Raw genomic sequence first — 23,909 nt, 5'->3', positions numbered from 1 at the left:
AGCGGCGGATGACGCCACAGGCGTTATCCGCCGACCGGAGGTAGTCGAAATGAGTTGTTCCCACTACGAAGCCAAGGTCGAGCATGTCGACCTGCCTGCCATCTCCGTCAACGGCGTCGCCATCGACGAGGGCGAACTGGCCCGTGAGCTGCAATACCACCCGGCCGCCAGCCATGGCGAAGCCCTGTATTCCGCCTGCCGTGCGCTGGTCGTGCGCCAGCTGCTGCTGCAACGCGCCGACGCGCTGGATCTGGCGGCCGTCGCTGAGGAGGGCGAGGCCCCGGAAGAAGCACGTATCCGCGCACTAATCGACCGTGAGGTTGGGGTGCCCGAGGCGGACGAAGCCAGCTGCCGCCAGTGGTACGACGCCAACCCGACCCGCCTGACCACGCCCTGGCGCATGCGCCTGCGCCACGTGCTGCTGGGCTGCGCGCCGGACGATCTGGACGGTCGCGCCAAGGCCCGCGAGCACGCCGAGGAGCTGCTGGCCGAACTGCGCGAGCATCCTGAGCGCTTCGCCGAAAAGGCCATGCGCTTCTCCGACTGCCCGTCGAAAGACGACGGGGGTGGCCTGGGCTGGATCGAGCCGGGGCAGACCGTCCCCGAATTCGAAAAACGACTCCTGCAACAGCAACCCGGCCTGCTTGGTCATCCGCTGGAGAGCCGCTACGGCCTGCACGTCGTCGAGCTGATCGAGCGCGACGGCGGCGAGCCGCTGGACTTCGAGCAGGCCCGCCCACGCATCGCCGGCTACCTGCGCGCCCAGGTGCTGCAGCGCGCGGTCAGCCAGTACATCAGCGTGCTGGCCGGTGAGGCGCGGATCGAGGGCTTCGCCTTCGATGGCGCGGAGAGTCCGCTGGTGCAGTGAACCGGGTTCCGGGCCCCTCTCTCCCGACCGTCCCTCCCCAAGGAGGGAGGGGCTTCGGAAACGGATACGAATATCGGTCCTCACCGCGCCGCGCGCCGGACGACCGCCCGGAGTGAAACACCATGTCCGAATGGATTGACGGCCAGGGCCGCAAGGTCGACTACTTGCGCCTGTCCGTAACCGACCGCTGCGATTTCCGTTGCGTCTACTGCATGTCGGAAAACATGCGCTTCCTGCCGCGCCAGCAGGTGCTCACCCTGGAAGAGATCGAGCGGGTGGCGCGGATATTCGTCGAGCGCGGTGTGAAGAAGCTGCGCCTGACCGGCGGCGAACCGCTGGTGCGTCCCGGCATCGTCCACCTCTGCGAGCGCCTGGCTGCGCTGCCCGGCCTGCGCGAGCTGTGCATGACCAGTAATGGCTCGCAGCTCACCCGATTGGCCGGTGATCTCCACGCCGCCGGCCTTGCCCGCCTGAACATCAGTCTCGACACCCTCGACCCGCAACGCTTCGCCGCCATCACCCGCACCGGCCGCCTGGAGCAGGTGCTGCGCGGCATCGAAGCGGCGCAGAAGGCCGGTTTCGAGCGCATCAAGCTGAACTGCGTGGTGATGAAGGGCCGCAACGCCGACGAGGTGCCGGCGCTGGTGGACTACGCCATCGCTAACGGGCTGGACATCAGCTTCATCGAGGAAATGCCCCTGGGCCAGGTCGGTCGCGAGCGCGAGGAAAGCTTCTGCTCCAGCGACGAAGTCCGCGCGCTGATCGTCGAGCACCACGACCTGCTGGACAGTGCCGAGCACAGCGGCGGCCCGGCGCGCTACGTGCGCCTGGCGCAGCATCCGGGCACGCGTGTCGGCTTCATCTCGCCGCACTCGCACAACTTCTGCGCCACCTGCAACCGCCTGCGCCTGACCGCCGAAGGCCGTCTGCTGCTGTGCCTGGGCCACGAGCATTCCCTCGACCTGCGCGGTCTGCTGCGGCGCCATCCGCTGCACGACGAGCCCATCCTCGAAGCGCTGCACGGCGCCTTGCAGCGCAAGCCGGCGCGCCACGAATTCAGCGTGGGCGACGTGCAGGTCCTGCGCTTCATGAACCTCAGCGGCGGCTGATCCTTCCTCCCTCGGCGGGCCTTGCGCCCGCCCTTTGCCTTGCTTGCATCAGTTCCCGGCTACCTCGCCGATCAGCCCCCTCCCTGTGGGAGAGGGCTGAGGTGAGGGCGGCCCTCGCGCCCTGTCATCGAGCACCGCACTGACGTGGGCTTTCTTTCTGCAATAGAAAAAGGCCCCGGCGACATGAGCGTATCGCGGGGCCTCGGGCACTCTGCCAAGTTGAACCGTGGAATCTACGAAAAATCATGCAGGTTAACTGTTCGACTCCTCCTCGGATTGGCTGGAACACGTCCAGCCTAAGGCCAGCGACCCGCGGCCGACATTCCTCCGAAGGAGTAGCGGCGGGGCAGCAAAGGAGAGTGCGCCGGACGGTCGCAGGACAGATTGACGTTCTGTACTTTTTAGTCCAGATTGGATTTTAAGTTTATGCGTGATGGCACGCATGGACGAACAACAACAAGACGGTCGCCTGGGTAAGAGCAAGGCAATGCTGCTGCGGCGTTCTGCGCCGCGACCCCGGACGAGCCAAGCTCTTCCTGTGCACTGCCAACGCGGTACCGGCGCACGGCTGCCGGGTTCCCAGACTACGCCACGGAGTTCATCGATGAATCGTAAAGCCCTGCTGGGCGGCCTGATGCTGGCTGCCTTTGCCACCTTCTCCCACGCTGACGACAAGCCGCTGCGCATCGGCATCGAGGCGGCGTACCCACCCTTCGCCTACAAGACGCCCGAGGGCGGCATCGCCGGCTTCGACTACGATATCGGCAACGCCCTGTGCGAGCAGATGAAGCGCAAGTGCCAGTGGATCGAGCAGGAGTACGACGGCCTGATCCCCTCGCTGAAGGTGCGCAAGATCGACGCCGCGCTGTCGTCCATCACCATCACCGACGAGCGCAAGCGCTCGGTGGACTTCACCCACAAGTACTACTTCACCCCGGGCCGCCTGGTGATGAAGGAAGGCTCGCAACTGGATGACCAGTTCAGCCAGCTCAAGGGCAAGAACATTGGCGTGCAGCGCGGCTCCACCGCCGACCGTTTCGCCACCGAGGTACTGGGCAAGGCCGGCGCCAACGTCGTGCGCTACACCAGCCAGGATGAGATCTACCTGGACCTGGTCGCAGGCCGTCTGGATGGCACCTTCGCCGACTCCATTCCGCTGGAGATCGGTTTCCTGCAAACCGAGCGCGGCAAGGGCTTCGCCTTCATTGGGCCGGAGTTCAAGGATCCGAAGTACTTCGGCGAGGGCGCTGGTATCGCGGTGCGCAAGGGCAATACCGAGCTGGTCGGCCAACTCAACGCCGCCATCGATGCGCTGCGGGCTAATGGCAAGTACAAGGAAATTGAAGGCAAGTACTTCAAGAGCGATATCTACGGGGATTGATCTGCCCGTTGAGTTGCAGGAAAGGCCGCCTTTGGGCGGCCTTTTTATTTTGCCTTTCGTAGGAGCGAGCTTGCTCGCGAACCGGAGAATAAATCGCGGGAAGGAGTCGGCTCACACCTCCTCCTTCAACTCCTTCAAATGCTTGTAAACCGTCGCCCGCCCCATGTTCAGCACATTGGCCACATAGTTCGCCGCGCTCTTGCCCTTGAATGCACCCTCCGCATGCAGCGCCAGGACCAGCTCGCGCTTGTGGTCGCGACTTAGGGTGGACAGGCTCAACTGGCGCTGCCGCAACCAGGCATGGAGGAAGGTATTGATGCGCTCCTGCCAATCATCGCGGAACAGCGCATCGGGTTGCGGCACGATCTTGCTCGAGGACAGGAACAGGTCCAGCGCCGCCTTGGCGGTTTCGAACAGGGTGATGTTGAGGTTGATGCACAGCACCGCCAGCGGCTCGCCCTTGGCGTCGCGCAGCACGGTGCTGATGGAGCGGATCTTCTGCCCGTCCCAGTTGAGCTTCTCATAGGGGCCGATGTTGCGTTCGTCGTGACCGCCTTCGAGCATGTCTTCCAGGGCCGAGTCGTCGCCGATCTCGCGTTTGGAGATGTTGTTGGCCAGGTAGGCCACGCGCTGGTTGCGCAGGTCGTGGATGACCACTTCGGCGTGGGGGAAGAACAGGGCGGCGATGGCGTCGGCGATGGCCTTGTAGTTGTCCAGCGGATCAGCAGCGGTCATGGGCAAGGCTCTCGGGGCGGTGGGGCGGGCGCTGGCGAGTGTGCCGCAAGCGCCCGCGGGCTGTCACGGTCAGTTCTGCAGCAGGCGTGCCGGCGAGAGCATCTCGGCGGTCAGGCCGTGGCGCGTCAGATGCTCGGGCAGCGCTTCCCCGCGGATCAGCGTGGCGCTGGCTTCACCCATCGCCGCCGAGGTCTGGATGCCGTAGCCGCCCTGGCCAGCGACCCAATAGAAGCCGGGTGTGGCCGGATCGTAGCCGGAGACCAGGTCGCCATCGGCGAAGAACGAACGCAGACCCGCCCAGGTGTGGCTCGGCCGGCGGATGCTCAGGGTGGTGTGTTCCTCGATCTGGTAGATACCCAGGGCGATGTCCAGCTCTTCGGGCTGCACGTCGTGGGCTTCCACCGGGTCGGCGTTGGCCGGCGAGCCCAGCAGCATGCCGGCGTCGGGCTTGAAGTAGAAGGATTCGTCCAGGCTCACCAGCACCGGCCAGGAGTGGCTGTCGACGCCTTCGGGCGGGCTGAACAGGAAGGCCGCGCGGCGCTTGGGCGTGAGCCCCAGCGGGGCGACGCCGGCCAGTTCGGCGATCTTGTCGCACCAGCCGCCGGCGGCGTTGACCAGCACGGGCGCACGGTAGGTTTCCTGCGCGCAACGCACTTCCCAGCTGCCGTCGATGCGGCTGATTTCCAGGGCTTCGCTGTCCAGCTGGACGCTGCCGCCGTTGCGGCGAATGCCGCGCAGGTAGCCCTGCAGTAGGCCGTCGGTGTCGATGTCGGCGGCGCTGGGGTCGATCATCGCGCCGTGGACCTTCTCGCGGCGCAGTACCGGGACGATGGCGCAGGCCTCGTCGGCGTCCAGCAGGCGCATTTCCGGCACGCTGGCGCGGGCGCTCTCGTACTGGCGCTGGAGCTCTTCCGGGTTGCCTTCGAAGTCCACGGTCATCTCGCCGCGCGGGGTGAGGATCGGGTGTTCGACGAAGCCTTCGGGCGGATTGTCGAAGAAGGCGCGGCTGGCGGCGGTCAGCGCGCGGACCTGCGGCGTGCCGTAGGCGACGGTGTAGAGCGCCGCCGAACGGCCGGTGGAGTGGTAACCGGCGTGGGATTCGCGCTCCAGCACGGCGACCTTGCCGTGACGGGAGAGGAAGTAGCCGGTGGAGGCGCCGGCAATGCCGCCGCCGATGATGAGGAAGTCGACTTCGATCATGTTCGTCTCCGGCTCAGGCGTTCTTGGTCTGGAGGTGGTAGAGCGCATTGGCCAGGGCGACGTCTTCCAGGCCCAGGCCGATGGAGCGGAAGAAGGCGTGGCGCTGGTAGTCCGGCTTGGCGGCGCGGCCGCTGACCAGTTCCGGCAGGTCGCCGCAGATGCTGCCGTCCCAGCCGTGCTCGTCGCGGGCCAGGCGCATCTCGCCGGCGGAGGCCGGGGTGGTGGCGCGGTAGTCGCAGTACACGTCCATCTGCGCCAGGGAGTGCGGCGGGACTTCGTGGGCGCGGGCGACGTTGGTGCTGATGGAGGTGATCAGCGCCGGCTTGGTAAGGATCGCTGGGTCGAGCACCGGGGTGCCGGAGGAGGTGCACAGCAGCACCACGTCGGCATCGGCCACGGCGGTTTCGATACTGGTGGCCGGTTCGGCGCGGGAGTCGATGGCGCCGAACTGGGCCAGCACGCCTGCGCTCAGGTTCGGCGAGTAGACACGGATGCTCTGCCACTCGCGCAGGCCGGCGACATAGCGCAGGTGCGCGCGGGCGACCGGGCCGCTGCCGACGATGACCAGGTGCTTGGCATCGGGGCGCGCCAGTTCCTGCACCGCCAGGGCGGTGGTGGCGGCGGTGCGTGCGGTGGTCAGGCTGCCGGCGTCGCACAGCAGCAGCGGCTGGCCGGTCTCCATGGACATCAGCAGGCTCCACGCGGTGACCAGCGATTTGGGCTGGCGCACGATGTACGGCGAGGTCTTCACGCCGTAGACCTTCTGCGAAGCCAGCACGCCCAGGTAGTTGATGAAGTCGCCGCCGCCGTTGGGGAATTCCACCAGTTGCTGCGCGGGTTGCACTGCGTTGCCGCCGGCCAGCTCGGCGAACATGTCGCGCATCGCCTGGAGCACGTCGACCTGTTCGAGCAGGCGCTCGGCGTCGGCCTGGTTGAGGGTGAGGGGCGTGGCGGCAGACATGGCGAGACTCCAAATGTGGATTTATTTTTCCATTCTGGACTCTATTGTCTTGCTCGGCAAGAGCGGGTGGTCGGCTGCGGCTCTTCGTAGGAGCGAGCTTGCTCGCGAACGCATTCTGCCGGTGATTCCGGTGTGGTGCGGTTCGCGAGCAAGCTCGCTCCTACAATGGAAGGGCTCGGGCGGTCACAGCTTGAACTGCGCTACCAGTTCCTGCTGACCGCCCGCCACGCGGCGCAGGTGCTCGCCACAGTCGCGGGTGTGGGCGGCGGTCTTGCGGTTTTCCACGGTCATGTCGCTCAGGCGGTGCATGTGCTGGTTCACTTCCTGGGTCGTGGCGGCCTGCTGTTCGGCTGCCGCAGCGATCTGGAAGGCCATGGCGTGTACGCCCTGCAGGGACTCGTCGAGCACGCCGAGGGTTTCCAGTACCGCCTGGGTGTCCTGTTCCAGGGTGCGCGCCTGTTCGCTGGCGCCGCTCATGCTCGACTGGGCCTGGACGGAGGAATCGCCGAGGCTGCCGACGATGGCGACGATCTCGTCCGTGGCGCTACGGGTGCGCTGGGCAAGGTTGCGGACCTCGTCGGCGACCACGGCGAAACCACGGCCCGCTTCGCCGGCGCGGGCGGCCTCGATGGCGGCGTTGAGGGCGAGCAGGTTGGTCTGTTCGGCAATGGAGCGGATGACGTCCAGCACCGAGCCGATCTGCTGGCTTTCGCCGGCCAGCGTCTGCACCACGCCATCGGCCTGGCGCAGGCCGGTGAGCAATTGGTCCTGACGGCCGATCATGTGTTGCAGCGTGTCCTGCATGGCGGTGAAGGCCTCTCGCGCGGCGGCGCTGCCATCGGCGCTGCGGCTGGCGCTGCCGGCGATCTCCTGCACGGTGGCGGCCATCTGGTCGACGGCGCTGACCACCATTTCCAGCGCTTCCTGCTGCTGGTCCAGGTGATTGCTGGTGCGACCGGCGGCGTCGAGGATGTCGCCGCTGGCATCGCCCACGGCTTCGCTGGCCTGGCGCAGGCGCTCGACCACCTGGCGCCAGGCCGCGGTCATTTCGCGCAGGGCCTGCATCAGGCCGCTGCTGGCGCTGGCATCGTCGCTGAGGCGCAATTCGCCGTTGGCCAGGCGTTGGGCCAGAGCGGCCATGCTGGCCGGCTCGCCGCCCAGCGGGCGCATCACACTGCGGCTGACCAGCCAGGTGCCGGCGGCCACGCCGACCAGGGTCAGCAGGCCGAGCACGAGGATCTGCCACATCAGTTTGCGCACCGGGGCGAAGGCCTGGTCCTGGTCCATCTCCGCCACCAGCGCCCAGTGCAGGCCGTCGAGGTTCAGCGGGACGAAGGATTTCAGCGCCGGCTCGTTGCTCAGGCCGGTTTCGGCGAGGCGCCCTTGCTCACCGGCGAGGGCTTTCTCGATGGCCTGGCCGGGCAAGGGAGCGGGGCTTTCCTTGTCGCGGCGCACGTGGTGATCGGCGAAGCGAACCGAGTCCGAGCGCAGGCTGCCATCGCCGCCCACCAGGTAGGTTTCCCCGGCGTCGCCCAAGCCCTGGCGGTTCTGCATCACTTCGTTGATCGCCGTGAGCGGCAGTTCCAGGACGAGCAGCAGTTTCAGCTGGTCGTTCTCCTTGATCGGAGTGGCCAGCCATTGCACCGGTTGCTGGTCGTCCAGCGCGGGCTCCAGGTCGCTGATGCTGGCCTTGCCACTGTCCAGGGCCGAGCGGATGAAGCGCCCGAACGGCGTGTCCCGCCAGGTCGGAGAACCGATGTTCTGCTGGTAGTCGGCGCCGCGCCCGAGGCTGAAGACCACGGTGCCGTCGCCGGCCACCAGGCGCAGCTCGCGGTAGCCGAAGGTCTTGATGAAGTTCTCGAACACCGGGCGGTCGTAGTTGGCGGTGGTCACCAGGGCGTCGCTGTCGAGGCCCGCGTAGTTGCTGCCGAGGTTGTTGGCGAGGCTGCTGAGCTGGTCGTGTCGCGCTTTCCAGGCATCCATCAATTGCCGCTGCTTGATGCTGGCGACTGCCTCCAGGGCATTCAGGCTTTGCTCTTCGAGGGCTCGACTGGCCTGGAGGTAGACCACGATGGCCATCACCAGTACGGGAAGCAGGCCGATCGACAGGAAACTGAGGGCAAGTTTGGCGCGCAGGGACATGGGAGGATTCCGCCGAGGTTTCTTGGACTTGTTCTCGCTTGCTGTGCAAGAAGCGTGCGAATTAATTTACGACTGTAAATAAAAATGATCGAAAAGGGCGCGCGACTGGCGCCTACGCCGGAGGATGGCGTGTTGCCATTGTTTGCGGGGGCCGACGCCAGGTCGTCCCGGCGGGTCCGGCGGGATGAATGAGCGGCGCGGGAAGGGGGAGGGAGGCGAAGGCGTCACCGGACGTAACGCAACGTGGAAACAAAAAAGGCGAAGCCGTGTGGCTTCGCCTTCTTGTGGTGCAGCAGCGGATCAGTGCTTGCGCGGTACCGGCTTGAGCAGCTCGGTGGGCGGCATCTCGCAGTTGATCTTGCGGCCCAGCAGTTCCTCGATCGGCGGCAGGGCGAAGGCATCGTCCTCGCCGGCGAAGCTGATGGAGGTACCGGTGGTGCCGGCGCGGCCGGTACGGCCGATGCGGTGCACGTAGTCGTCCGGGTCTTCCGGCAGGGTGAAGTTGATCACGTGGCTGATGCCGTCGACGTGGATGCCGCGACCGGCGACGTCGGTGGCGACCAGGACGCGGATCTTGCCTTCACGGAAGCCTTCCAGGACCTTGATGCGCTTGTGCTGCGGCACGTCGCCGGACATCTGGGCGGCGCTGATGCCGTCCTTGGTCAGGCGTTCCTCGATGCGGCGCACCTCGTCCTTGCGGTTGGCGAAGACCATCACGCGGGTCCAGTCGTTCTGCGCGATCAGGTTGTACAGCAGCTTGTACTTGTCGCTGCCGGCCACGGCATAGACGTGCTGTTCGACGGTATCGCTGGCGACGTTCTCCGGCTCGATCTCGACGATGGCCGGATCGACCGTCCACTGCTTGGCCAGGTTCATCACGTCGTCGGTGAAGGTGGCGGAGAACAGCAGGGTCTGGCGCTCGCCCTTGTACGGGGTCTGGCGGATGATCTGGCGGACCTGCGGGATGAAGCCCATGTCGAGCATGCGGTCGGCTTCGTCCAGCACCATCACCTCGACCATGTCCAGGTGCACCTCGCCGCGCTGGTTGAAGTCCAGCAGGCGGCCCGGGGTGGCGACCAGGATGTCGCAGAAGCGCGATTCCAGGGTCTTGAGCTGCTTGTCGAAGTCCATGCCGCCGACGAAGCTCATCACGTTCAGGCCGGTGTACTTGGCCAGGCCCACGGCGTCCTTGGCGATCTGCACCACCAGCTCGCGGGTCGGCGCGATGATCAGCGCGCGCGGCTCGCCCATGTAGCGCTCTTTCGGCGGCGGGGTCTGCAGCAACTGGGTGATGATCGAGATGAGGAACGCGGCGGTCTTGCCGGTGCCGGTCTGGGCGCGGCCGATGGCGTCCTGGCCGCGGAGGGTGTAACCCAGCACCTGCGCCTGGATCGGCGTGCAGTAGGGGAAGCCCAGGTCATGGATGGCATGCATCAGACGCGGGTCGAGGTTGAAGTCGTGGAAACGGGTCTTGCCTTCGGCCGGCTCCACCACGAAGTCTTCCAGCTTCCAGTTGTCCACCACCGGCGGACGCGGTTTGCGCTCGCGGCGCGGCTTGTCGGCCTTGGGCTCGCGAGGCTTGTCGGTGCGCTCGGTCTTTTCGCCGCGTTCGGCTTTCTCGGAACGCTCGGCGCGGGGTTTGTCGCCTTTGGGGGCGCGGGCCTGCTTCTCGGCGGCTTCGCCTTCAGGACGCGGATTGCGCGGTTTGCGCGGACGCTTCTCGCCGCTCTGGGCGGGCTCGGAGGCAGCGGGGGCGGGGGCTGCCGGCGTGGCGACGGGCTGCTCGCCCTCGCCCTTGCTGAAGATTTTCTTGAGTGCTTTGAGCACGGTGGTCTCGTACTGGTTAAGGAATGAACGGCCGCCAGTGTAATGCAAGATGCCCGCAGGGCGAAGTGCCACAGGATTTCGCGGGCTTGACGGGCGGGGCGGATGCCGTTTCGACGCGGTGCGGCGAAACGGCAGCAGGCTCTCAGGGCAGCGTTTCCAGCAGCAGGCGACGCACGTTGCCACCCATGATGGCGGCGATGTCCGATTGGCTGAATCCGGCTTCCGCCAGGCCCTGGGTCAGTTGTGCCAGGCCGCTGGTGTCGAAGGGCGTGTGTACGGCGCCGTCGAAGTCCGAGCCCAGCGCGATGTGCTGAACACCGACCTTGTCGGCGGCGTAGCGGATGGCCTTGACGATGGCCTTGACCGAGGTGTCGCACACGGCGCCGTCCCAGTAGCCGATGCCGATCAGCCCGCCGGTGGCGGCGATGCGTTGCAGGTGGGCGTCGGTCAGGTTGCGGACGCCTGGGCAGGTGCCCTCGACGCCGGTGTGGGAGACCAGCACCGGGCGGGTGGCGATGGCCAGCACGTCATCGATCAGGGCGCGGGAGGCGTGCGCCAGGTCCACCAGCATCTTCTTCTCTTCCAGACGGGCGATCACCTGGCGGCCGAAGGGCGTCAGGCCACCCTTTTTCAGGCCGTGGGCGGAGCCGCCGACTTCGTTGTCGAAGAAGTGGGTCAGGCCCATGATGCGGAAGCCCGCGTCGTACATGCGGTCGATGTTTTCCAGTTTGCCTTCCAGCGGGTGCAGGCCTTCGGTGGCGAGCACCCCGGCGAGCTGATTCGGATCCTTCTGCCAGGCGGCGAGGTAGCGCGCGAGGTCGTCGCGGCTGCGGATCAGGGTGAGCTTGCCCAGGCTGTCTGCGGCGGCCTTGTCGAGCAGTTCGGCCTGATAGAGGGCACGTTCGAGCAGGCTGTTCCAGGTGCGGGCCGGCCAGCGCTGGGCGATGACCAGCGGGGTGATGTTGTCGCTGTCGGCGCCATTGCGTTCGTAGTTCAGGCCGCGCGGGGTCTTGGTGACGGTGGAGAACACCTGCAGGCCGACGTGGCCTTCGAGCAGGCGCGGCAGGTCGGTGTGGCCGTGGTCGTGGCGGTCCAGCAGGTTGCGGTCCCAGAGCAGGGCGTCGTCGTGCAGGTCGGCGACGAACAGTGTGTTGTGCAGGGCGGTCGCGGATTCCGAGGCGGGGTAGGGTGGCGGGCTGGCCACGGTGTTCATCTTGCGGTCCAGGTAGGCCGGCAGGTTGAAGAAAATCCCCAGGCCAACGGCCACCAGCAATAGCAACACGATCAGGGTTTTGCGCATGTCAGCTTCCCGGCTGTCTTGTTCTAGTGCGCGGACTCTAGCAAAGGTCGGGACGGACAGGCGCGGGAAATCCGCGCGGCTTGTGCGGGCAGGTCAGCCCACCAGGCGGTTGCGGCCTTCCTGCTTGGCCTGGTAGAGCGCACTGTCGGCCCGCAGGATCAGGTTCGGCAGGGTTTCCTGGTAGTCCATCTGGGCCAGGCCCAGGGATACGGTGACGCCGGGCAGCACGCCCATCGGCGAATAGAAGGTCTTCACCTGCTCCAGGCTCTGGCGCAACCGGTTGCCGATGCGCCGGGCCTCTTCCACGCCGATTTCCGGGAGCAGGATGACGAACTCCTCGCCGCCGTAGCGCGCCATGCTGTCCTTGGGGCGCAACTGGCTGCGCAGGGTGTGGGCGACCAGGCAGAGGGCGTAGTCGCCGGCCAGATGGCCGTGTTCGTCGTTGTAGTCCTTGAAGTGGTCGACATCCAGCATGAGCAGGCACAGCGGGTGTTCGTTGAACGCGCAGCGGGTGCTTTCGCGGTCGTAGATGTGCTCCAGCCAGCGCCGGTTGAACAGCCCGGTCAGGGTGTCGATGTTGGCGTTCTGCTCGGTGTCGAGAATGATCCGGTTGCCCTGGCGCACTTTTTCGCAAAGCACGCCCAGGAGGTTCTGCATTACCTGCGGGGAGTGCTGGAAGAGGCTGATCAGTGACTCGCGATGCAGGCGCAGGACGGTGGTCGGTTCGGCAGCCACCACGTAGGCGGAAGGGTGGTCGTTGTCGATGAAGCTGATCTCGCCGGCGCAGTCGCCGGGGTTGAGGGTGGTGACCGGCTGGTTGTCGAGCGAACCCAGGTACACCTTCAACTGGCCGTGCAGGACCATATAAAGGAAGTGGTTGCGGTTGAACGGGGAGAGGAGGATTTCACCGGCTTCCAGTTCGCAGGCGCGGAAGTCCTTCAGCAGCTGTTGCAGGCTGGCCGCAGCCACGTTCTGGAACAGGCGAAGGTGCTGCAGTTGCTGGATATCCTCCGTCCATTGCGCGGGCTTCATGGCGCAATGGAGGCGGGGAAGGAGCTGATGATGTGCACGACCGACTCTCCCTAGTAGTCCAATTCGCACATTGAGCCATCAGTATTAATCAGATTTGGATACTGGCAATCTGGCTTCACGCCGGGCCGACCGGCGGTCGGCCCGGCGATCCATCAGCTCTCCAGCCACTCCACCTGATGGCGCCGGCACGCCCGGCCTCCAGTGGCCGTGCGCCGGGCCTGGCTCCTGCGGAGGAGGGGTCAGAGGCGTTCGCGCAGCCACGCGGCGATGTCGCCGAGCTCCTCGTTGCTCACTTCATGGCTCATCGGATAGGTGCGCCACTGCGCCGGGACGCCATTGCCGATCAGGAAGTCGTACGCGGTGCGGCCCATGTCGGGCGTCACCACGTCGTCGAGCGTGCCGTGCAGGCAGAGCGCGGGCAGTTGCCGTTGGGGCGCGGGGATGCTGACGTCGTTCCCGAAGGTCGGGCCATAGGTGGACAGCGCCATGACGCCGCCCAGTTCGCCGTTCCAGCGCAGGTAGCCGGTGTGCAGCACCACGGCGCCGCCCTGGGAGAAACCGGCGAGGATGATGCGGCGGGCCTCGATGCCCTGGTCGAGCTGGCCCTGGATCAGCGCGATCACGCTGTCGGCCGAGGCGTCCAGCTGGGCCTGGTCGATGGCGCGGGCCGGCGCCATGGCGAGGATGTCGTACCAGCTCGGTGCGGGCATGCCGTTGAACACCGTGACCGGCCGGGTTGGCGCCTGCGGGAGGATGAAGCGGGTGCTGCTGAAGCTGCGCTGCAGCAGTTGTGCTACCGGCTCGAAGTCGTAACGGTCGGCCCCCAGGCCGTGCAACCAAATGACGCAGGCGTCGGCCGGGCGGGAGGGTTCGAGGATCAGGGGCTGGGTCATGGAGGCTCCAGAGTGGGGCGGGCGCTCTGCAAAGGCGCACCGCGCGCGAAAACTGTCGGAAGTGTTGTGCAAGAAGATGTCGCATTGCCATAACTTGCGGGGCTTGACGCTGGCGGATTGATGGCGGCGACGCGGAGCTGGTACGGCCCTTGCTATCTCAGGTTCCAGGCTTTGCCACCCCGTTTGCGGTAACACTTTACCGACCCCATCCGGAAAGCTGTACCGCAAGCGGGGTGGCAAGGGCCTTGGGCCGCTTCAGGGCCCGTCGTCGTCCGCCGTGGTCATCGGTTGGCGCGACGGGTCTTCGCCTTCATGCGCAATGATCTCTTATACCCGTTCCAGCCCGCATCACCTGCGGGCTCGGGGGACGTCTGCAATGCCTCGGTGCGGATTCCGAGAGCCGACTAGACTCACCCTTAGGTCTCCATCCCGTCAGTGGTCTTGCTTGTGCCTCACGAGGGTACGGCGGTGGAACCGGGACTCCAGAACACTAAAAAAGCAACGGAGAAGATCGATGAAGATGGTGAAATCCACCCTGGCTGTGCTGACTACCGCCGCCCTGTTCGGTATCAGCGGCCTCGCTCACGCGGGTGCCACCCTGGATGCAGTGAAGAAGAAAGGCTACGTGCAGTGCGGTATCAGTGACGGTCTTCCGGGCTTCTCCTACGCCGACGCCAAAGGGCAGTACAAGGGCATCGACGTCGATGTCTGCCGTGCCGTGGCCGCCGCCGTGTTCGGCGACGCCAGCAAGGTCAAGTTCAGTCCGCTGACCGCCAAGGAGCGCTTCACCGCGCTGCAGTCCGGCGAGATTGATATCCTCTCGCGCAACTCCACCTGGACCAGTTCGCGCGACAGCGCCATGGGCCTGAGCTTCGTCGGCGTGACCTACTACGACGGCCAGGGCTTCCTGGTGAACAAGAAGCTCGGCGTTTCCAGCGCCAAGGAGCTCGACGGCGCCACCGTGTGCATCCAGGCGGGCACCACCACCGAGCTGAACCTGTCCGACTACTTCCGCTCCAACAACCTCAAGTACACCCCCATCACCTACGACACCTCCGACGAGAGCGCCAAGTCGCTGGAGTCCGGCCGTTGCGACGTGCTGACCTCCGACCAGTCGCAGCTCTACGCCCAGCGCATCAAGCTGGCCAAGCCGGATGACTACGTGGTGCTGCCGGAAGTCATCTCCAAGGAGCCGCTGGCCCCGGCGGTACGCCAGGGTGACGAGGAGTGGTTCCACATCGCGCGCTGGACGCTCTTCGCGCTGCTCAACGCCGAAGAACTGGGCGTGAACTCGAAGAACGTCGAGGAGATGGCCAAGAACACCAAGAACCCGGACGTCGCCCGCCTGCTCGGCGCTGAAGGCGACTACGGCAAGGATCTGAAACTGTCCAAGGACTGGGTGGTACAGATCGTCAAGCAAGTGGGTAACTACGGCGAGATCTTCGACCGCAACGTCGGCGACGGCAGCGAGCTGAAGATCAAGCGTGGCCTCAACGCCCAGTGGAACAAGGGTGGTCTGCAGTACGCACCGCCGGTGCGCTGACCCTTCCCGTGTGTGCCCGGCGCCCTGATGGTGGGCGCCGGCCCTGTTTCTGATGACGTGAAGCCTCCGCTGGCGACGCGGGCGTAGCCCCGTGCCCGCTTGCGGAGGATTCCGAGAGGGCTTACATGCAGAATTCCATCAAAGCCCAGCGTCCGCGAGGGTTCTCGCTCACCGATCCCACGGTCCGTGCCTGGGCCTTCCAGGTCATCGCGGTGATCGTCGTTGTCGCGGTCGGCTGGTTTCTCTTCGATAACACCCAGACCAACCTGGCGCACCGGGGCATCCAGTCCGGCTTCGGGTTCCTGCAGAACAGCGCCGGATTCGGTATCTCCCAGCACCTGATCGACTACAGCGAGAGCGACACCTATGGCCGGGTGTTCCTGGTCGGCCTGCTGAACACGTTGCTGGTCACGGTGGTCGGCATCTTCTTCGCCACCGTCATCGGCTTCATCCTCGGCGTGGCGCGGCTGTCGCGCAACTGGCTGATCCGCAAGCTGGCGACCCTGTACATCGAGACTTTCCGCAATATCCCGCCGCTGCTGCAGATCTTCTTCTGGTACTTCGCCGTGCTCGGGCCGCTGCCCGGCCCCCGGCAGAGCATCAGCTTCGGCAACCTGTTCTTCGTCAACAACCGCGGCCTGCAGATGCCCGAACCGATGGCCGCCGACGGCCTGGGGCCGTTCATCGTCGCATTCGTCCTGGCGCTGGTCGGCTGGGCGGTGATCTGGAAGTGGGCCAAGGCCCGCCGCCATGCCACCGGCAAGACCTTCCCGGTGTTCCTCAGCGGCCTGGCGTTGCTGATCCTGCTGCCGGCGCTGGTATCGCTGTTCGCCGGCGCGCCGTTCCACTGGGACGTGCCGGTGCTGCAGGGCTTCAACTTCCGTGGCGGCTGGGTGGTGATCCCGGAGCTGGTGTCGATCATCCTGGCGCTGTCGGTGTACACCGCCGCCTTCATCGGCGAGACCGTGCGCGCGGGCATCCAGGCGGTCAGCCACGGCCAGACCGAGGCCGCCGGCTCCCTCGGCCTGCGACCGGGGCAGATCCTGCGCCTGGTGATCATCCCGCAGGCGCTGCGGGTGATCATTCCGCCGCTGACCAGCCAGTACCTGAACCTGGCGAAGAACTCCTCGCTGGCGGCCGCCATCGGCTACCCGGACATGGTCTCGCTGTTCGCCGGCACGGTGCTCAACCAGACCGGCCAGGCCATCGAGACCATGACCATCACCATGAGCGTGTACCTGGCCATCAGCATCAGCATTTCGCTGCTGATGAACTGGTACAACAAGCGCATCGCGCTGATCGAGAGATAGGGAGGCTTCGATGGCAACTCATACCTTCAAGCCCGACCTGCCGCCACCGGCGATGAGCGTGGGCGTCCTCGGCTGGCTGCGCGCCAACCTGTTCTCCGGCTGGTTCAACACCCTGCTGACGCTGCTGGGCCTGTACCTGGTGTACCTGATCCTGCCGCCGGTGCTGGAGTGGGCGTTCATCAAGGCCAACTGGAGCGGCGCCACCCGTGCCGACTGCACGCGCGAGGGCGCCTGCTGGGTGTTCATCGCCTCGCGCTTCGGCCAGTTCATGTACGGCTTCTACCCCGAGGAGCTGCGCTGGCGCGTGGACCTCACCGTGCTCTTCGTGATCTTCGGGGCGGCGCCGCTGTTCCTCAAACGCTTCCAGTACAAACTGAAGTACGGCGCGTGCTTCCTCGTGGCCTTGCCGCTGGTGGCCTTCTGGCTGCTGCACGGCGGCTTCCTCGGCCTGGAAACCGTCTCCACCAGCTCCTGGGGCGGCCTGATGCTCACCGTGGTGATCGCTGCGGTCGGCATCTGCGGGGCGATGCCGCTGGGCACCCTGCTGGCGCTGGGGCGACGGTCGAAGATGCCGGCGATCAAGGTCATCTGCGTCACCACCATCGAGTTCTGGCGTGGCGTGCCGCTGATCACCGTGCTGTTCATGTCCTCGGTGATGCTGCCGCTGTTCCTGCCCGAAGGCATGAACCTGGACAAGCTGCTGCGGGCCATGGTGATGGTGGTGCTGTTCGAGGCCGCCTACATCGCCGAGGTGGTGCGCGGTGGCATGCAGGCGATCCCCAAGGGACAGTACGAGGCCGCCGCCGCCATGGGGCTTGGCTACTGGCGGAGCATGGGCCTGGTGATCCTGCCGCAGGCGCTCAAGCTGGTGATCCCCGGCATCGTCAACACCTTCATCGCGCTGTTCAAGGACACCAGCCTGGTGATCATCATCGGCCTGTTCGACTTCCTCAACAGCATCAAGCGCGCCACCGCGGACCCGGCCTGGCTGGGCATGGCCATCGAAGGCTATGTGTTCGCCGCGGCGGTCTACTGGATCTTCTGTTTCAGCATGTCCCGCTACTCCATGCACCTGGAGCGCAAGCTGGACACCGGCCATAAGCGTTAGGAGTTCGTCATCATGTCGGAAGCCACCCAAAAGACCGCACAGCCGGCCATCGGCGATCACACGATGATCACCATGAAGGGCGTGAACAAGTGGTACGGCCAGTTCCATGTGCTCAAGGACATCAACCTGGAGGTGAAGCAGGGCGAGCGCATCGTCCTCTGCGGCCCGTCCGGCTCGGGCAAGTCCACCACCATCCGCTGCATCAACCGCCTGGAGGAGCACCAGCAGGGCAGCATCGTGGTCGACGGCACGGAGCTGACCAACGACCTCAAGCAGATCGAGGCGATCCGCAGCGAGGTCGGCATGGTGTTCCAGCACTTCAACCTGTTCCCGCACCTGACCGTGCTGCAGAACTGCATCCTGGCGCCCATGTGGGTGCGCAAGCTGCCCAAGCGCCAGGCCGAGGAAATCGCCATGCATTACCTGGAGCGCGTGCGCATCCCGGAGCAGGCCAACAAGTACCCGGGGCAACTCTCCGGCGGCCAGCAGCAGCGCGTGGCGATCGCCCGCGCGCTGTGCATGAAGCCGAAGATCATGCTGTTCGACGAACCGACCTCGGCGCTCGACCCGGAAATGGTGAAGGAAGTGCTCGACACCATGATCGGCCTGGCGCAGAGCGGCATGACCATGCTCTGCGTGACCCACGAGATGGGTTTTGCCCGCACCGTGGCGAACCGGGTGATCTTCATGGACAAGGGCGAGATCGTCGAACAGGCGCCGCCGGATCAGTTCTTCGACAATCCGAAGTCGGACCGCACCAAGCTGTTCCTCAGCCAGATCCTGCACTGAGGTATCTTGCAGGAGCGAGCTTGCTCGCGAACGGATTCCCCGGTTGCGCCGGTGTCATGCCGTTCGCGAGCAAGCTCGCTCCTACAGGCAGTATTCCGCCAGGCCCATCCTTCACGCTCGTCTCCCCCGATGGCACCCCGCCGCCGCGACAGCGTATGCTGGAACTTTCCACTGCCGCCAAGGCGGAATCGATGCGCGGGCGCTGAACTCGGCCGGCGGGTCGGTGTTCCCATGTGCAGTGGTTTGTCAGGGATGGGCTAACGTTTCAAGTAGCTCGCCTGCATCGCCGTCCGAAGGAAGAGAGCCGACGTGAACCTGATCCTATCGCCAGTGAACCTGAGCAAAGCCAAAGCCTGGAGCGCCCATGCGGTGACCTCCAGCGGTGTCATCCTTGCGCTTCTGGCGCTGCTGGCTCTGGTCGACAACCGACCCCAGGCGTGCCTGCTGTGGCTGGGCGTCGCCCTGCTGGTGGATGGCCTGGACGGCACGCTGGCGCGCAAGTTCGACGTCAAGGCGGTACTGCCGCACTTCGATGGCTCCACCCTGGACCTGGTGATCGACTACCTCACCTACGTCTTCATTCCGGCGATCTTCATCTACCGCTATGTGCCGCTACCGGTGCACACCGAGTTGCTGGCGGTGGGGGTGATCCTGGTGTCCTCGCTGTTCTGCTTCTGCAACGTCAACATGAAGAGCAAGGACAACTACTTCGTTGGCTTCCCGGCCGCGTGGAACGTGGTCGCGGTGTACTTCTACGTACTCGCCCTGCACCCCTGGGTGAGCTTCGTCACCGTGCTGGTGCTGGCCGCGCTGACCCTGACCAAGATGAAGTTCCTGCACCCGTTCCGCGTGCGTCAGTTCATGCCGCTGAACATCGCCGTGACCTTCGTCTGGATGCTCAGCAGTGCGCTGTTGATTCTCCAGCAGCCGCACGACCAACCCTGGCTGCTGGGCCTGTGGTTCGTCGCATCGGCCTACTTCGTCGGCGTCTGCGTATGGCGCACGGCGATGGAGTGGTTCCACTGATCCTCTTCCTGTAGGAGCGAGCTTGCTCGCGAACGGGTTCTCCTGCGATGCCTGTGTCAAGCGGGTTCGCGAGCAAGCTCGCTCCTACATTTCTACGCCGACCGTCCCATCAGCCTCTGCCGGAAGGCCCCCGGCGTCTCCCCGCACAACTGCTTGAACAGCCGCGCGAAGCTGGCTCGGTCGGCGTAGCCGATATCGCTGGCGATACGCTCCAGCGAGCGGCCCGGGTCGCCCATCGCCTCCTGTGCCGAGGCGATACGCAGGCGCTGCACATAATCGTTCGGCGTCATCCCCAACTGTTCCCGGAAGCGCCGCAGCAAGGTGCGCGTCGAGCAATGCGCGCGCTGCGCCAGCGCGGCCAGGTCGAACGGTTCGGCGTAGTTGTCTTCCAGCCATTCCAGCAAGGGGGACAGCGCCGAACCTTCGGGGACCGGCTCGGGCAGCAGCGGGGTGAAGCGCCGCTGCCGGCCACGTCCATGCTCGAACACCAGGGTGGCCGCCGCGCGTCGGGCCAGGGCCGCTCCGGCGTGGCGTTCGATCAGGTACAGGCACAGGTCCAGCCCGGCCTGCGCGCCGCCGGAGCAGAGGCGCCCGCCGTCTTCGGTGCATAGCGCGTCGATGTCCAGGTTCACCTGTGGATAACGCTCGCGGAAGGCCGCCTCCAGCGCCCAGTGGGTGGTGGCGCGACGGCCATCCAGCACTCCCGCTTCGGCGAGCAGGAAGGCGCTGCTGCACAGGCTGCCCAGTTCGACGCCGGTAGGCGCGGCGCTTAGCCAGGCGAGCAGCGGTTGATTGGCGCGGCAGGTGGCGGCCACGTCCGGTCCGGTGGCGGGGATCAGCAGCAGACTGCAGTCGCTGGCGAGGTCGAGACCGCCTTCGACTTCAATGCGTCCGAAGGAGAGGGCAACCGGCATGCCGTCGGCGCTCACGCGCAAGACCTCGAAGAGACGCCGGCCGGCGAGCCGGTTGGCCAGGTGGAAGGCATCCATGGCCAGGCCAAGGCTGGAACATAGCGTTTGCGGGCAGACGAACAGGGCTATCCTGAACATGACGTCTCACTGCGATTTTGGCGTTATCGATCATAATTTTGTCGATATTGCCAATCGTGTCCAGCCCAGGCTTCATCGAAACTGCGCTCAACCCCATCCTGCGAGCGCCGCCATGGCCCATCCCAATGCCCAGTTGATCGAACGCTTCTACCAGGCCTTCCAGCGCCGCGATGGCGAGGCCATGGCCGCCTGCTACAGTGCCGATGTGCGGTTCAGCGACCCGGTCTTCACCGACCTGCGTGGCGCCGAAGCCGGCGACATGTGGCGCATGCTCACCGCCCGCGCCGAGGATTTCTCGCTCAGCTACGAGGGCGTGGAGGCCGACGAGACGCGGGGTTCGGCGCGCTGGGTGGCGTCCTACACCTTTACCCAGACCGGTCGGAAAGTGATCAATCACATCCAGGCACATTTCCACTTCCGCGACGGATTGATCTGTCAGCATGTGGATTCGTTCGACCTGTGGAAATGGTCGCGCCAGGCCCTCGGCGCCAAGGGAGCCCTACTGGGCTGGGCACCTCCGGTGCAGGCCGCGATCCGCGCCCAGGCGGCCAGGGCACTTGCCGCCTATCGCGCACAGCGGGGCGCGACGGCCTGATGTCAAGGTGCCGGGCTCGCCCGCGCGGGGCGGATAGGCTTAAATGACAGGCGACTCCGACAGGATGCCGCCATGATCACTCTTTTTCAGTTCCCGCCCGCGTTCAATGTGCCCAACGTCAGTCCCTTCTGCCTGAAGCTGGAAACCTTCCTGCGCCTGGCCGGGCTGGAATACCAGATCAAGCATGTGAGCGACCCGCGCAAGGGGCCCAAGGGCAAGCTGCCGTTCATCACCCTGGACGGCAAGGCCATCGCCGATACCGCGATCATCATGCGCACCCTGCAGCAGTACTACGAATTCGACCTTGACGCCGGGTTGGACGCGCGCGGCCGTGGCTGGGCGGTGTCGATCACCCGGATGTGCGACGAGCACCTGGTGCCACTGCTGGTGTACTTCCGCTGGCTCGACGATCAGGGCTTCCGCCAAGTGAAGGACGTGATGTTCCGCAGCATCCCGGCGCCCCTGCGCCCGCTGGTGGGGCAGCTCATACAGCGCAAGATCCGTGGCCACCTCAGCGGCCGCGGCCTGACCCGGCACAGCCGTGAGGAGCTGCTGAGCTTCGCCCGCGATGACCTCGAAGCGCTCGATGGCATGCTCGGCGACCTGCCGTTCTATGGCGGCGCCCAGCCGTGCAGCGCCGATGCCGCCGCCTACGGCGTGCTGGCCAACCTGGTGCTGAGCACCCTGGAAACCCCGCTCAACGACATGGCGCGCAGTTATGAACGGCTGGTGGCCTACTGCGAGCGCATGCAGGCACGGGTCTGGGCATCGTGACCGCGGCAGAAGCCAAACCCTGGTTCGTCTACCTGGTGCGCGCCGAGAACGGCGCGCTCTACTGTGGCATCAGCGATGACCCGCAGCGCCGTTTCGAGACCCATCGCAGCGGCCGCGGCGCGCGTTTCTTCCATTCCAGCCCGGCGCAGGCGCTGGTCTATGTCGAAGCCTGCCCTGGCAAGGGCGATGCGCTGCGCCGCGAGCGGGCGATCAAGGGGCTGACCAAGCTGGCCAAGGAGCGCCTGGTGCAGGCCAATCCGGCCATCACTGCCGTGGATGTTGCCCTATCCGAGGCATGAGGTAGGCCGCCGCCGCCCTGCGGGTTAAGCTGCCTGTCTACCTTCAGGCTGTTGGAGCCCGTGATGTCCGAGCTGATCCTGCACCACTACCCGACTTCGCCCTTCGCCGAAAAGGCGCGTCTGCTGTTGGGCTTCAAGCAGTTGTCCTGGCACTCGGTAACCATCCCACCGCTGATGCCCAAGCCGGACCTGATGGCCTTGACCGGCGGCTACCGCCGGACCCCGGTGCTGCAGGTCGGCGCCGACATCTACTGCGATACCGCCCTGATCGCCCGCCGCCTGGAGCAGGAAAAGGCCGTGCCGTCGCTGTTCCCCGAGGGCCAGGAATTCACTACCGCCTGCTTCGCTCAGTGGGCCGATTCGGTGATCTTCCAGCACGCCGTCAGCCTGGTGTTCCAGCCCGAATCCATCGCGGTGCGCTTCGGCAAGTTGCCGCCGGAATTCCTCAAGGCCTTCATCGCCGACCGCAGCCAGCTGTTCAGCGGCGGCACCGCGAGCCGCCTGCCGGCCGAGCTGGCCCGGCACCAGTGGCCGGTGTTCATGGCGCGGATCGAGCAACAACTGGCGCGGGAGGAGGGCGACTTCCTGTTCGGCGAGCCGTCGATCGCCGACTTCGCCCTGGCCCACTGCCTGTGGTTCCTCAAGGGCACGCCGGTGACTGCGCCGCTGGTGGACGACTACCCGGCGGCCAGCGCCTGGCTGGGCCGGGTACTCGGCTTCGGCCACGGCGCCCACAGCGAGATGAGCGCGGAGGAGGCCATCGCGATCGCCCGCGACAGCCAGCCCGCCGCACTGCCGGAGGACGATTTTGTCGATCCCAATGGCTTCACGGCTGGTTCGCGGGTGGTGATCGCCGCCACCGACTATGGCGTCGATCCGGTGGAGGGCGAACTGCTGCACGCGGGGCGCGAAAGCCTGATCCTGCGTCGCGAGGACCCGCGCGCCGGCACCGTCCACGTGCACTTCCCGCGCCTGGGCTTCAGCATCCGCCCGGCCTGAGCCCCGCAGGCCCGGGGCACTGCCGCGTCACCGGGGTACGCAGGCGCGGCAGGTTCTCGGCCATCTCGCGGAAATGCTGCAGGCGCTCGTAACAGAGCGCCATTTCCCCCGCGTTGATGTTGTACCAGGCATCCGGTGCGCCGCAGTTGATCAGTCGCAGGGTCAGCGGGCGAGGCGGATGGAACTGCAGGAACACCTCGTTCACCAGGGCCTGGAGGTGGTTCTCGTCGCGCAGCAGTGCGATCAGCTGCTCGGTTTCCTCAAGATTGATCAGCGGTGGCTCAAACTCCAGGCGTGCCCCGGGATGATGCCGTATGGCCTGGGTGCGCCGGACGTGAAGCACCCAGTTCACGGCCTTGCTGGCCTGCTTGAATTCCTGGTCGCAATACACGGCGCGCTCGTAGGGCAGCCCCGTCAGCGCCGGCACCCAGTCCAGCCGGCCCATGTCGCTGCCGTACAGCAGGCAGGCGATGTTGTAGTAGCGCTGTTCGTCCAGTGGATGGCTGTCCCAGGCCAGCACCTGGTCCGGCGGTGGCTTTGGGGTCTGCCATTCCAGGCGCCAGTAGTCGGCGATGTCCAGCAGGCGCGCGTCGATCTCGTCCTGGGGCAGTTTCGCGTAGAGGCGGAATAACAGGATGAAGCCGAGCTGGTCGGCGGCATCCTCCTCACGTCCCAGCACAGGCAGATCGTATTCGGCGATCAGCATGTGCCCCATCTCGTGCATCACACTAAATTCGGCGTTGGCCAGCACGAAGCGCGCGACGTTGGGCGAAAGCGGCGGCGCGGTATCGGCGCAGACGAGCCCGGCACAGAGCAGGAACAGCAGTGCGAGGTACGAGCGGTGCGTCCGGGAGCACCCGGAGCGCGGAGGGGAGGCGGCGGTGAATGCGTGGGCGGACATGGCGGCCACCGTGAGAGTGAGGCGCCTCAATTGACTCTAGCAGCCGTGGCGTGGAGGTTTTCGGCGGT

22 protein-coding genes are annotated in these 23,909 nt (G+C 65.9%); 12 read left to right on the top strand and 10 right to left on the bottom strand.

What is annotated here, in order from left to right; all coding sequences use genetic code 11:
- Positions 1–49 precede the first annotated feature (49 nt).
- The 3 genes from O6P39_RS21380 (at position 50) to O6P39_RS21370 (ending at position 3,358) form a co-directional block, all read left to right on the top strand.
- Positions 50–868, top strand: coding sequence for a peptidylprolyl isomerase (locus O6P39_RS21380; RefSeq protein ID WP_275608421.1), 819 nt, complete (start codon positions 50–52; stop codon positions 866–868).
- A 122-nt stretch (positions 869–990) separates the two neighbouring features.
- Positions 991–1,977: a GTP 3',8-cyclase MoaA gene (gene moaA, locus O6P39_RS21375; protein WP_275608420.1), complete on the top strand. Its 987-nt coding sequence runs from the start codon at positions 991–993 to the stop codon at positions 1,975–1,977.
- Between the two features lie 604 nt (positions 1,978–2,581).
- A complete protein-coding gene (locus O6P39_RS21370) occupies positions 2,582–3,358 on the top strand; it encodes an ABC transporter substrate-binding protein (protein WP_275608419.1) in 777 nt (258 codons plus the stop codon).
- A gap of 111 nt (positions 3,359–3,469) precedes the next feature.
- Here O6P39_RS21370 and O6P39_RS21365 read toward each other — a convergent pair whose 3' ends face one another.
- From O6P39_RS21365 to O6P39_RS21330, 8 genes are all read right to left on the bottom strand, one after another.
- Positions 3,470–4,093, bottom strand: a complete 624-nt coding sequence (locus tag O6P39_RS21365) for a transcriptional regulator (protein WP_275608418.1) — start codon at positions 4,091–4,093, stop codon at positions 3,470–3,472.
- A gap of 69 nt (positions 4,094–4,162) precedes the next feature.
- Complete coding sequence (locus O6P39_RS21360) at positions 4,163–5,293, bottom strand: FAD-binding oxidoreductase (protein ID WP_275608417.1); 1,131 nt, start codon at positions 5,291–5,293, stop codon at positions 4,163–4,165.
- 13 nt (positions 5,294–5,306) lie between these two features.
- A complete protein-coding gene (locus tag O6P39_RS21355; RefSeq protein WP_275608416.1) occupies positions 5,307–6,254 on the bottom strand; it encodes an ornithine cyclodeaminase family protein in 948 nt (315 codons plus the stop codon).
- A gap of 183 nt (positions 6,255–6,437) precedes the next feature.
- Complete coding sequence (locus tag O6P39_RS21350; protein ID WP_275608415.1) at positions 6,438–8,396, bottom strand: methyl-accepting chemotaxis protein; 1,959 nt, start codon at positions 8,394–8,396, stop codon at positions 6,438–6,440.
- A gap of 300 nt (positions 8,397–8,696) precedes the next feature.
- On the bottom strand, positions 8,697–10,223 hold the full coding sequence (rhlB, locus tag O6P39_RS21345; protein ID WP_275608414.1) for an ATP-dependent RNA helicase RhlB: 1,527 nt from the start codon (positions 10,221–10,223) through the stop codon (positions 8,697–8,699).
- A gap of 142 nt (positions 10,224–10,365) precedes the next feature.
- A complete protein-coding gene (locus tag O6P39_RS21340; protein ID WP_275608413.1) occupies positions 10,366–11,523 on the bottom strand; it encodes a dipeptidase in 1,158 nt (385 codons plus the stop codon).
- Positions 11,524–11,616: 93 nt separating this feature from the next.
- Complete coding sequence (locus O6P39_RS21335) at positions 11,617–12,555, bottom strand: GGDEF domain-containing protein (RefSeq protein WP_275608412.1); 939 nt, start codon at positions 12,553–12,555, stop codon at positions 11,617–11,619.
- Between the two features lie 239 nt (positions 12,556–12,794).
- Complete coding sequence (locus tag O6P39_RS21330; protein ID WP_275608411.1) at positions 12,795–13,448, bottom strand: alpha/beta fold hydrolase; 654 nt, start codon at positions 13,446–13,448, stop codon at positions 12,795–12,797.
- 514 nt (positions 13,449–13,962) lie between these two features.
- Here O6P39_RS21330 and O6P39_RS21325 point away from each other — a divergent pair.
- From O6P39_RS21325 to pcsA, 5 genes are all read left to right on the top strand, one after another.
- Entirely contained in the window at positions 13,963–14,991 is a 1,029-nt protein-coding gene (locus O6P39_RS21325) for an amino acid ABC transporter substrate-binding protein (RefSeq protein WP_275608410.1), read from the top strand.
- Positions 14,992–15,116: 125 nt separating this feature from the next.
- Positions 15,117–16,301, top strand: coding sequence for an amino acid ABC transporter permease (locus O6P39_RS21320; protein WP_275608409.1), 1,185 nt, complete (start codon positions 15,117–15,119; stop codon positions 16,299–16,301).
- Positions 16,302–16,311: 10 nt separating this feature from the next.
- Positions 16,312–17,409: an amino acid ABC transporter permease gene (locus O6P39_RS21315; RefSeq protein ID WP_275608408.1), complete on the top strand. Its 1,098-nt coding sequence runs from the start codon at positions 16,312–16,314 to the stop codon at positions 17,407–17,409.
- A gap of 12 nt (positions 17,410–17,421) precedes the next feature.
- A complete protein-coding gene (locus tag O6P39_RS21310) occupies positions 17,422–18,198 on the top strand; it encodes an amino acid ABC transporter ATP-binding protein (RefSeq protein WP_275608407.1) in 777 nt (258 codons plus the stop codon).
- Positions 18,199–18,507: 309 nt separating this feature from the next.
- Complete coding sequence (pcsA, locus tag O6P39_RS21305) at positions 18,508–19,224, top strand: phosphatidylcholine synthase (protein ID WP_275608406.1); 717 nt, start codon at positions 18,508–18,510, stop codon at positions 19,222–19,224.
- A 92-nt stretch (positions 19,225–19,316) separates the two neighbouring features.
- Here pcsA and O6P39_RS21300 read toward each other — a convergent pair whose 3' ends face one another.
- On the bottom strand, positions 19,317–20,273 hold the full coding sequence (locus tag O6P39_RS21300; protein WP_275608405.1) for a helix-turn-helix domain-containing protein: 957 nt from the start codon (positions 20,271–20,273) through the stop codon (positions 19,317–19,319).
- Between the two features lie 112 nt (positions 20,274–20,385).
- Between O6P39_RS21300 and O6P39_RS21295 the strand changes: the two genes are divergently transcribed.
- The 4 genes from O6P39_RS21295 (at position 20,386) to O6P39_RS21280 (ending at position 22,940) form a co-directional block, all read left to right on the top strand.
- Complete coding sequence (locus tag O6P39_RS21295; RefSeq protein ID WP_275608404.1) at positions 20,386–20,868, top strand: nuclear transport factor 2 family protein; 483 nt, start codon at positions 20,386–20,388, stop codon at positions 20,866–20,868.
- A gap of 72 nt (positions 20,869–20,940) precedes the next feature.
- Positions 20,941–21,642 (top strand): glutathione S-transferase C-terminal domain-containing protein, encoded by a 702-nt coding sequence (locus O6P39_RS21290; protein ID WP_275608403.1) that lies wholly within the window; start codon positions 20,941–20,943, stop codon positions 21,640–21,642.
- On the top strand, positions 21,639–21,941 hold the full coding sequence (locus tag O6P39_RS21285; RefSeq protein WP_275608402.1) for a GIY-YIG nuclease family protein: 303 nt from the start codon (positions 21,639–21,641) through the stop codon (positions 21,939–21,941). Before O6P39_RS21290 ends, O6P39_RS21285 begins: the two co-directional genes overlap by 4 nt.
- Positions 21,942–22,004: 63 nt before the next feature.
- A complete protein-coding gene (locus O6P39_RS21280; protein WP_275608401.1) occupies positions 22,005–22,940 on the top strand; it encodes a glutathione S-transferase family protein in 936 nt (311 codons plus the stop codon).
- Here the strand turns inward: O6P39_RS21280 and O6P39_RS21275 are convergent.
- Positions 22,921–23,841, bottom strand: coding sequence for a DUF4344 domain-containing metallopeptidase (locus O6P39_RS21275; protein WP_275608400.1), 921 nt, complete (start codon positions 23,839–23,841; stop codon positions 22,921–22,923). The two genes, O6P39_RS21280 and O6P39_RS21275, sit on opposite strands and share 20 nt — an antisense overlap.
- Positions 23,842–23,909: the final 68 nt, after the last annotated feature.

The sequence above is a fragment of the Pseudomonas sp. PSE14 genome (assembly GCF_029203285.1).
Taxonomy (GTDB): domain Bacteria; phylum Pseudomonadota; class Gammaproteobacteria; order Pseudomonadales; family Pseudomonadaceae; genus Pseudomonas.
This window is presented reverse-complemented; position numbering and strand designations above follow the sequence as displayed.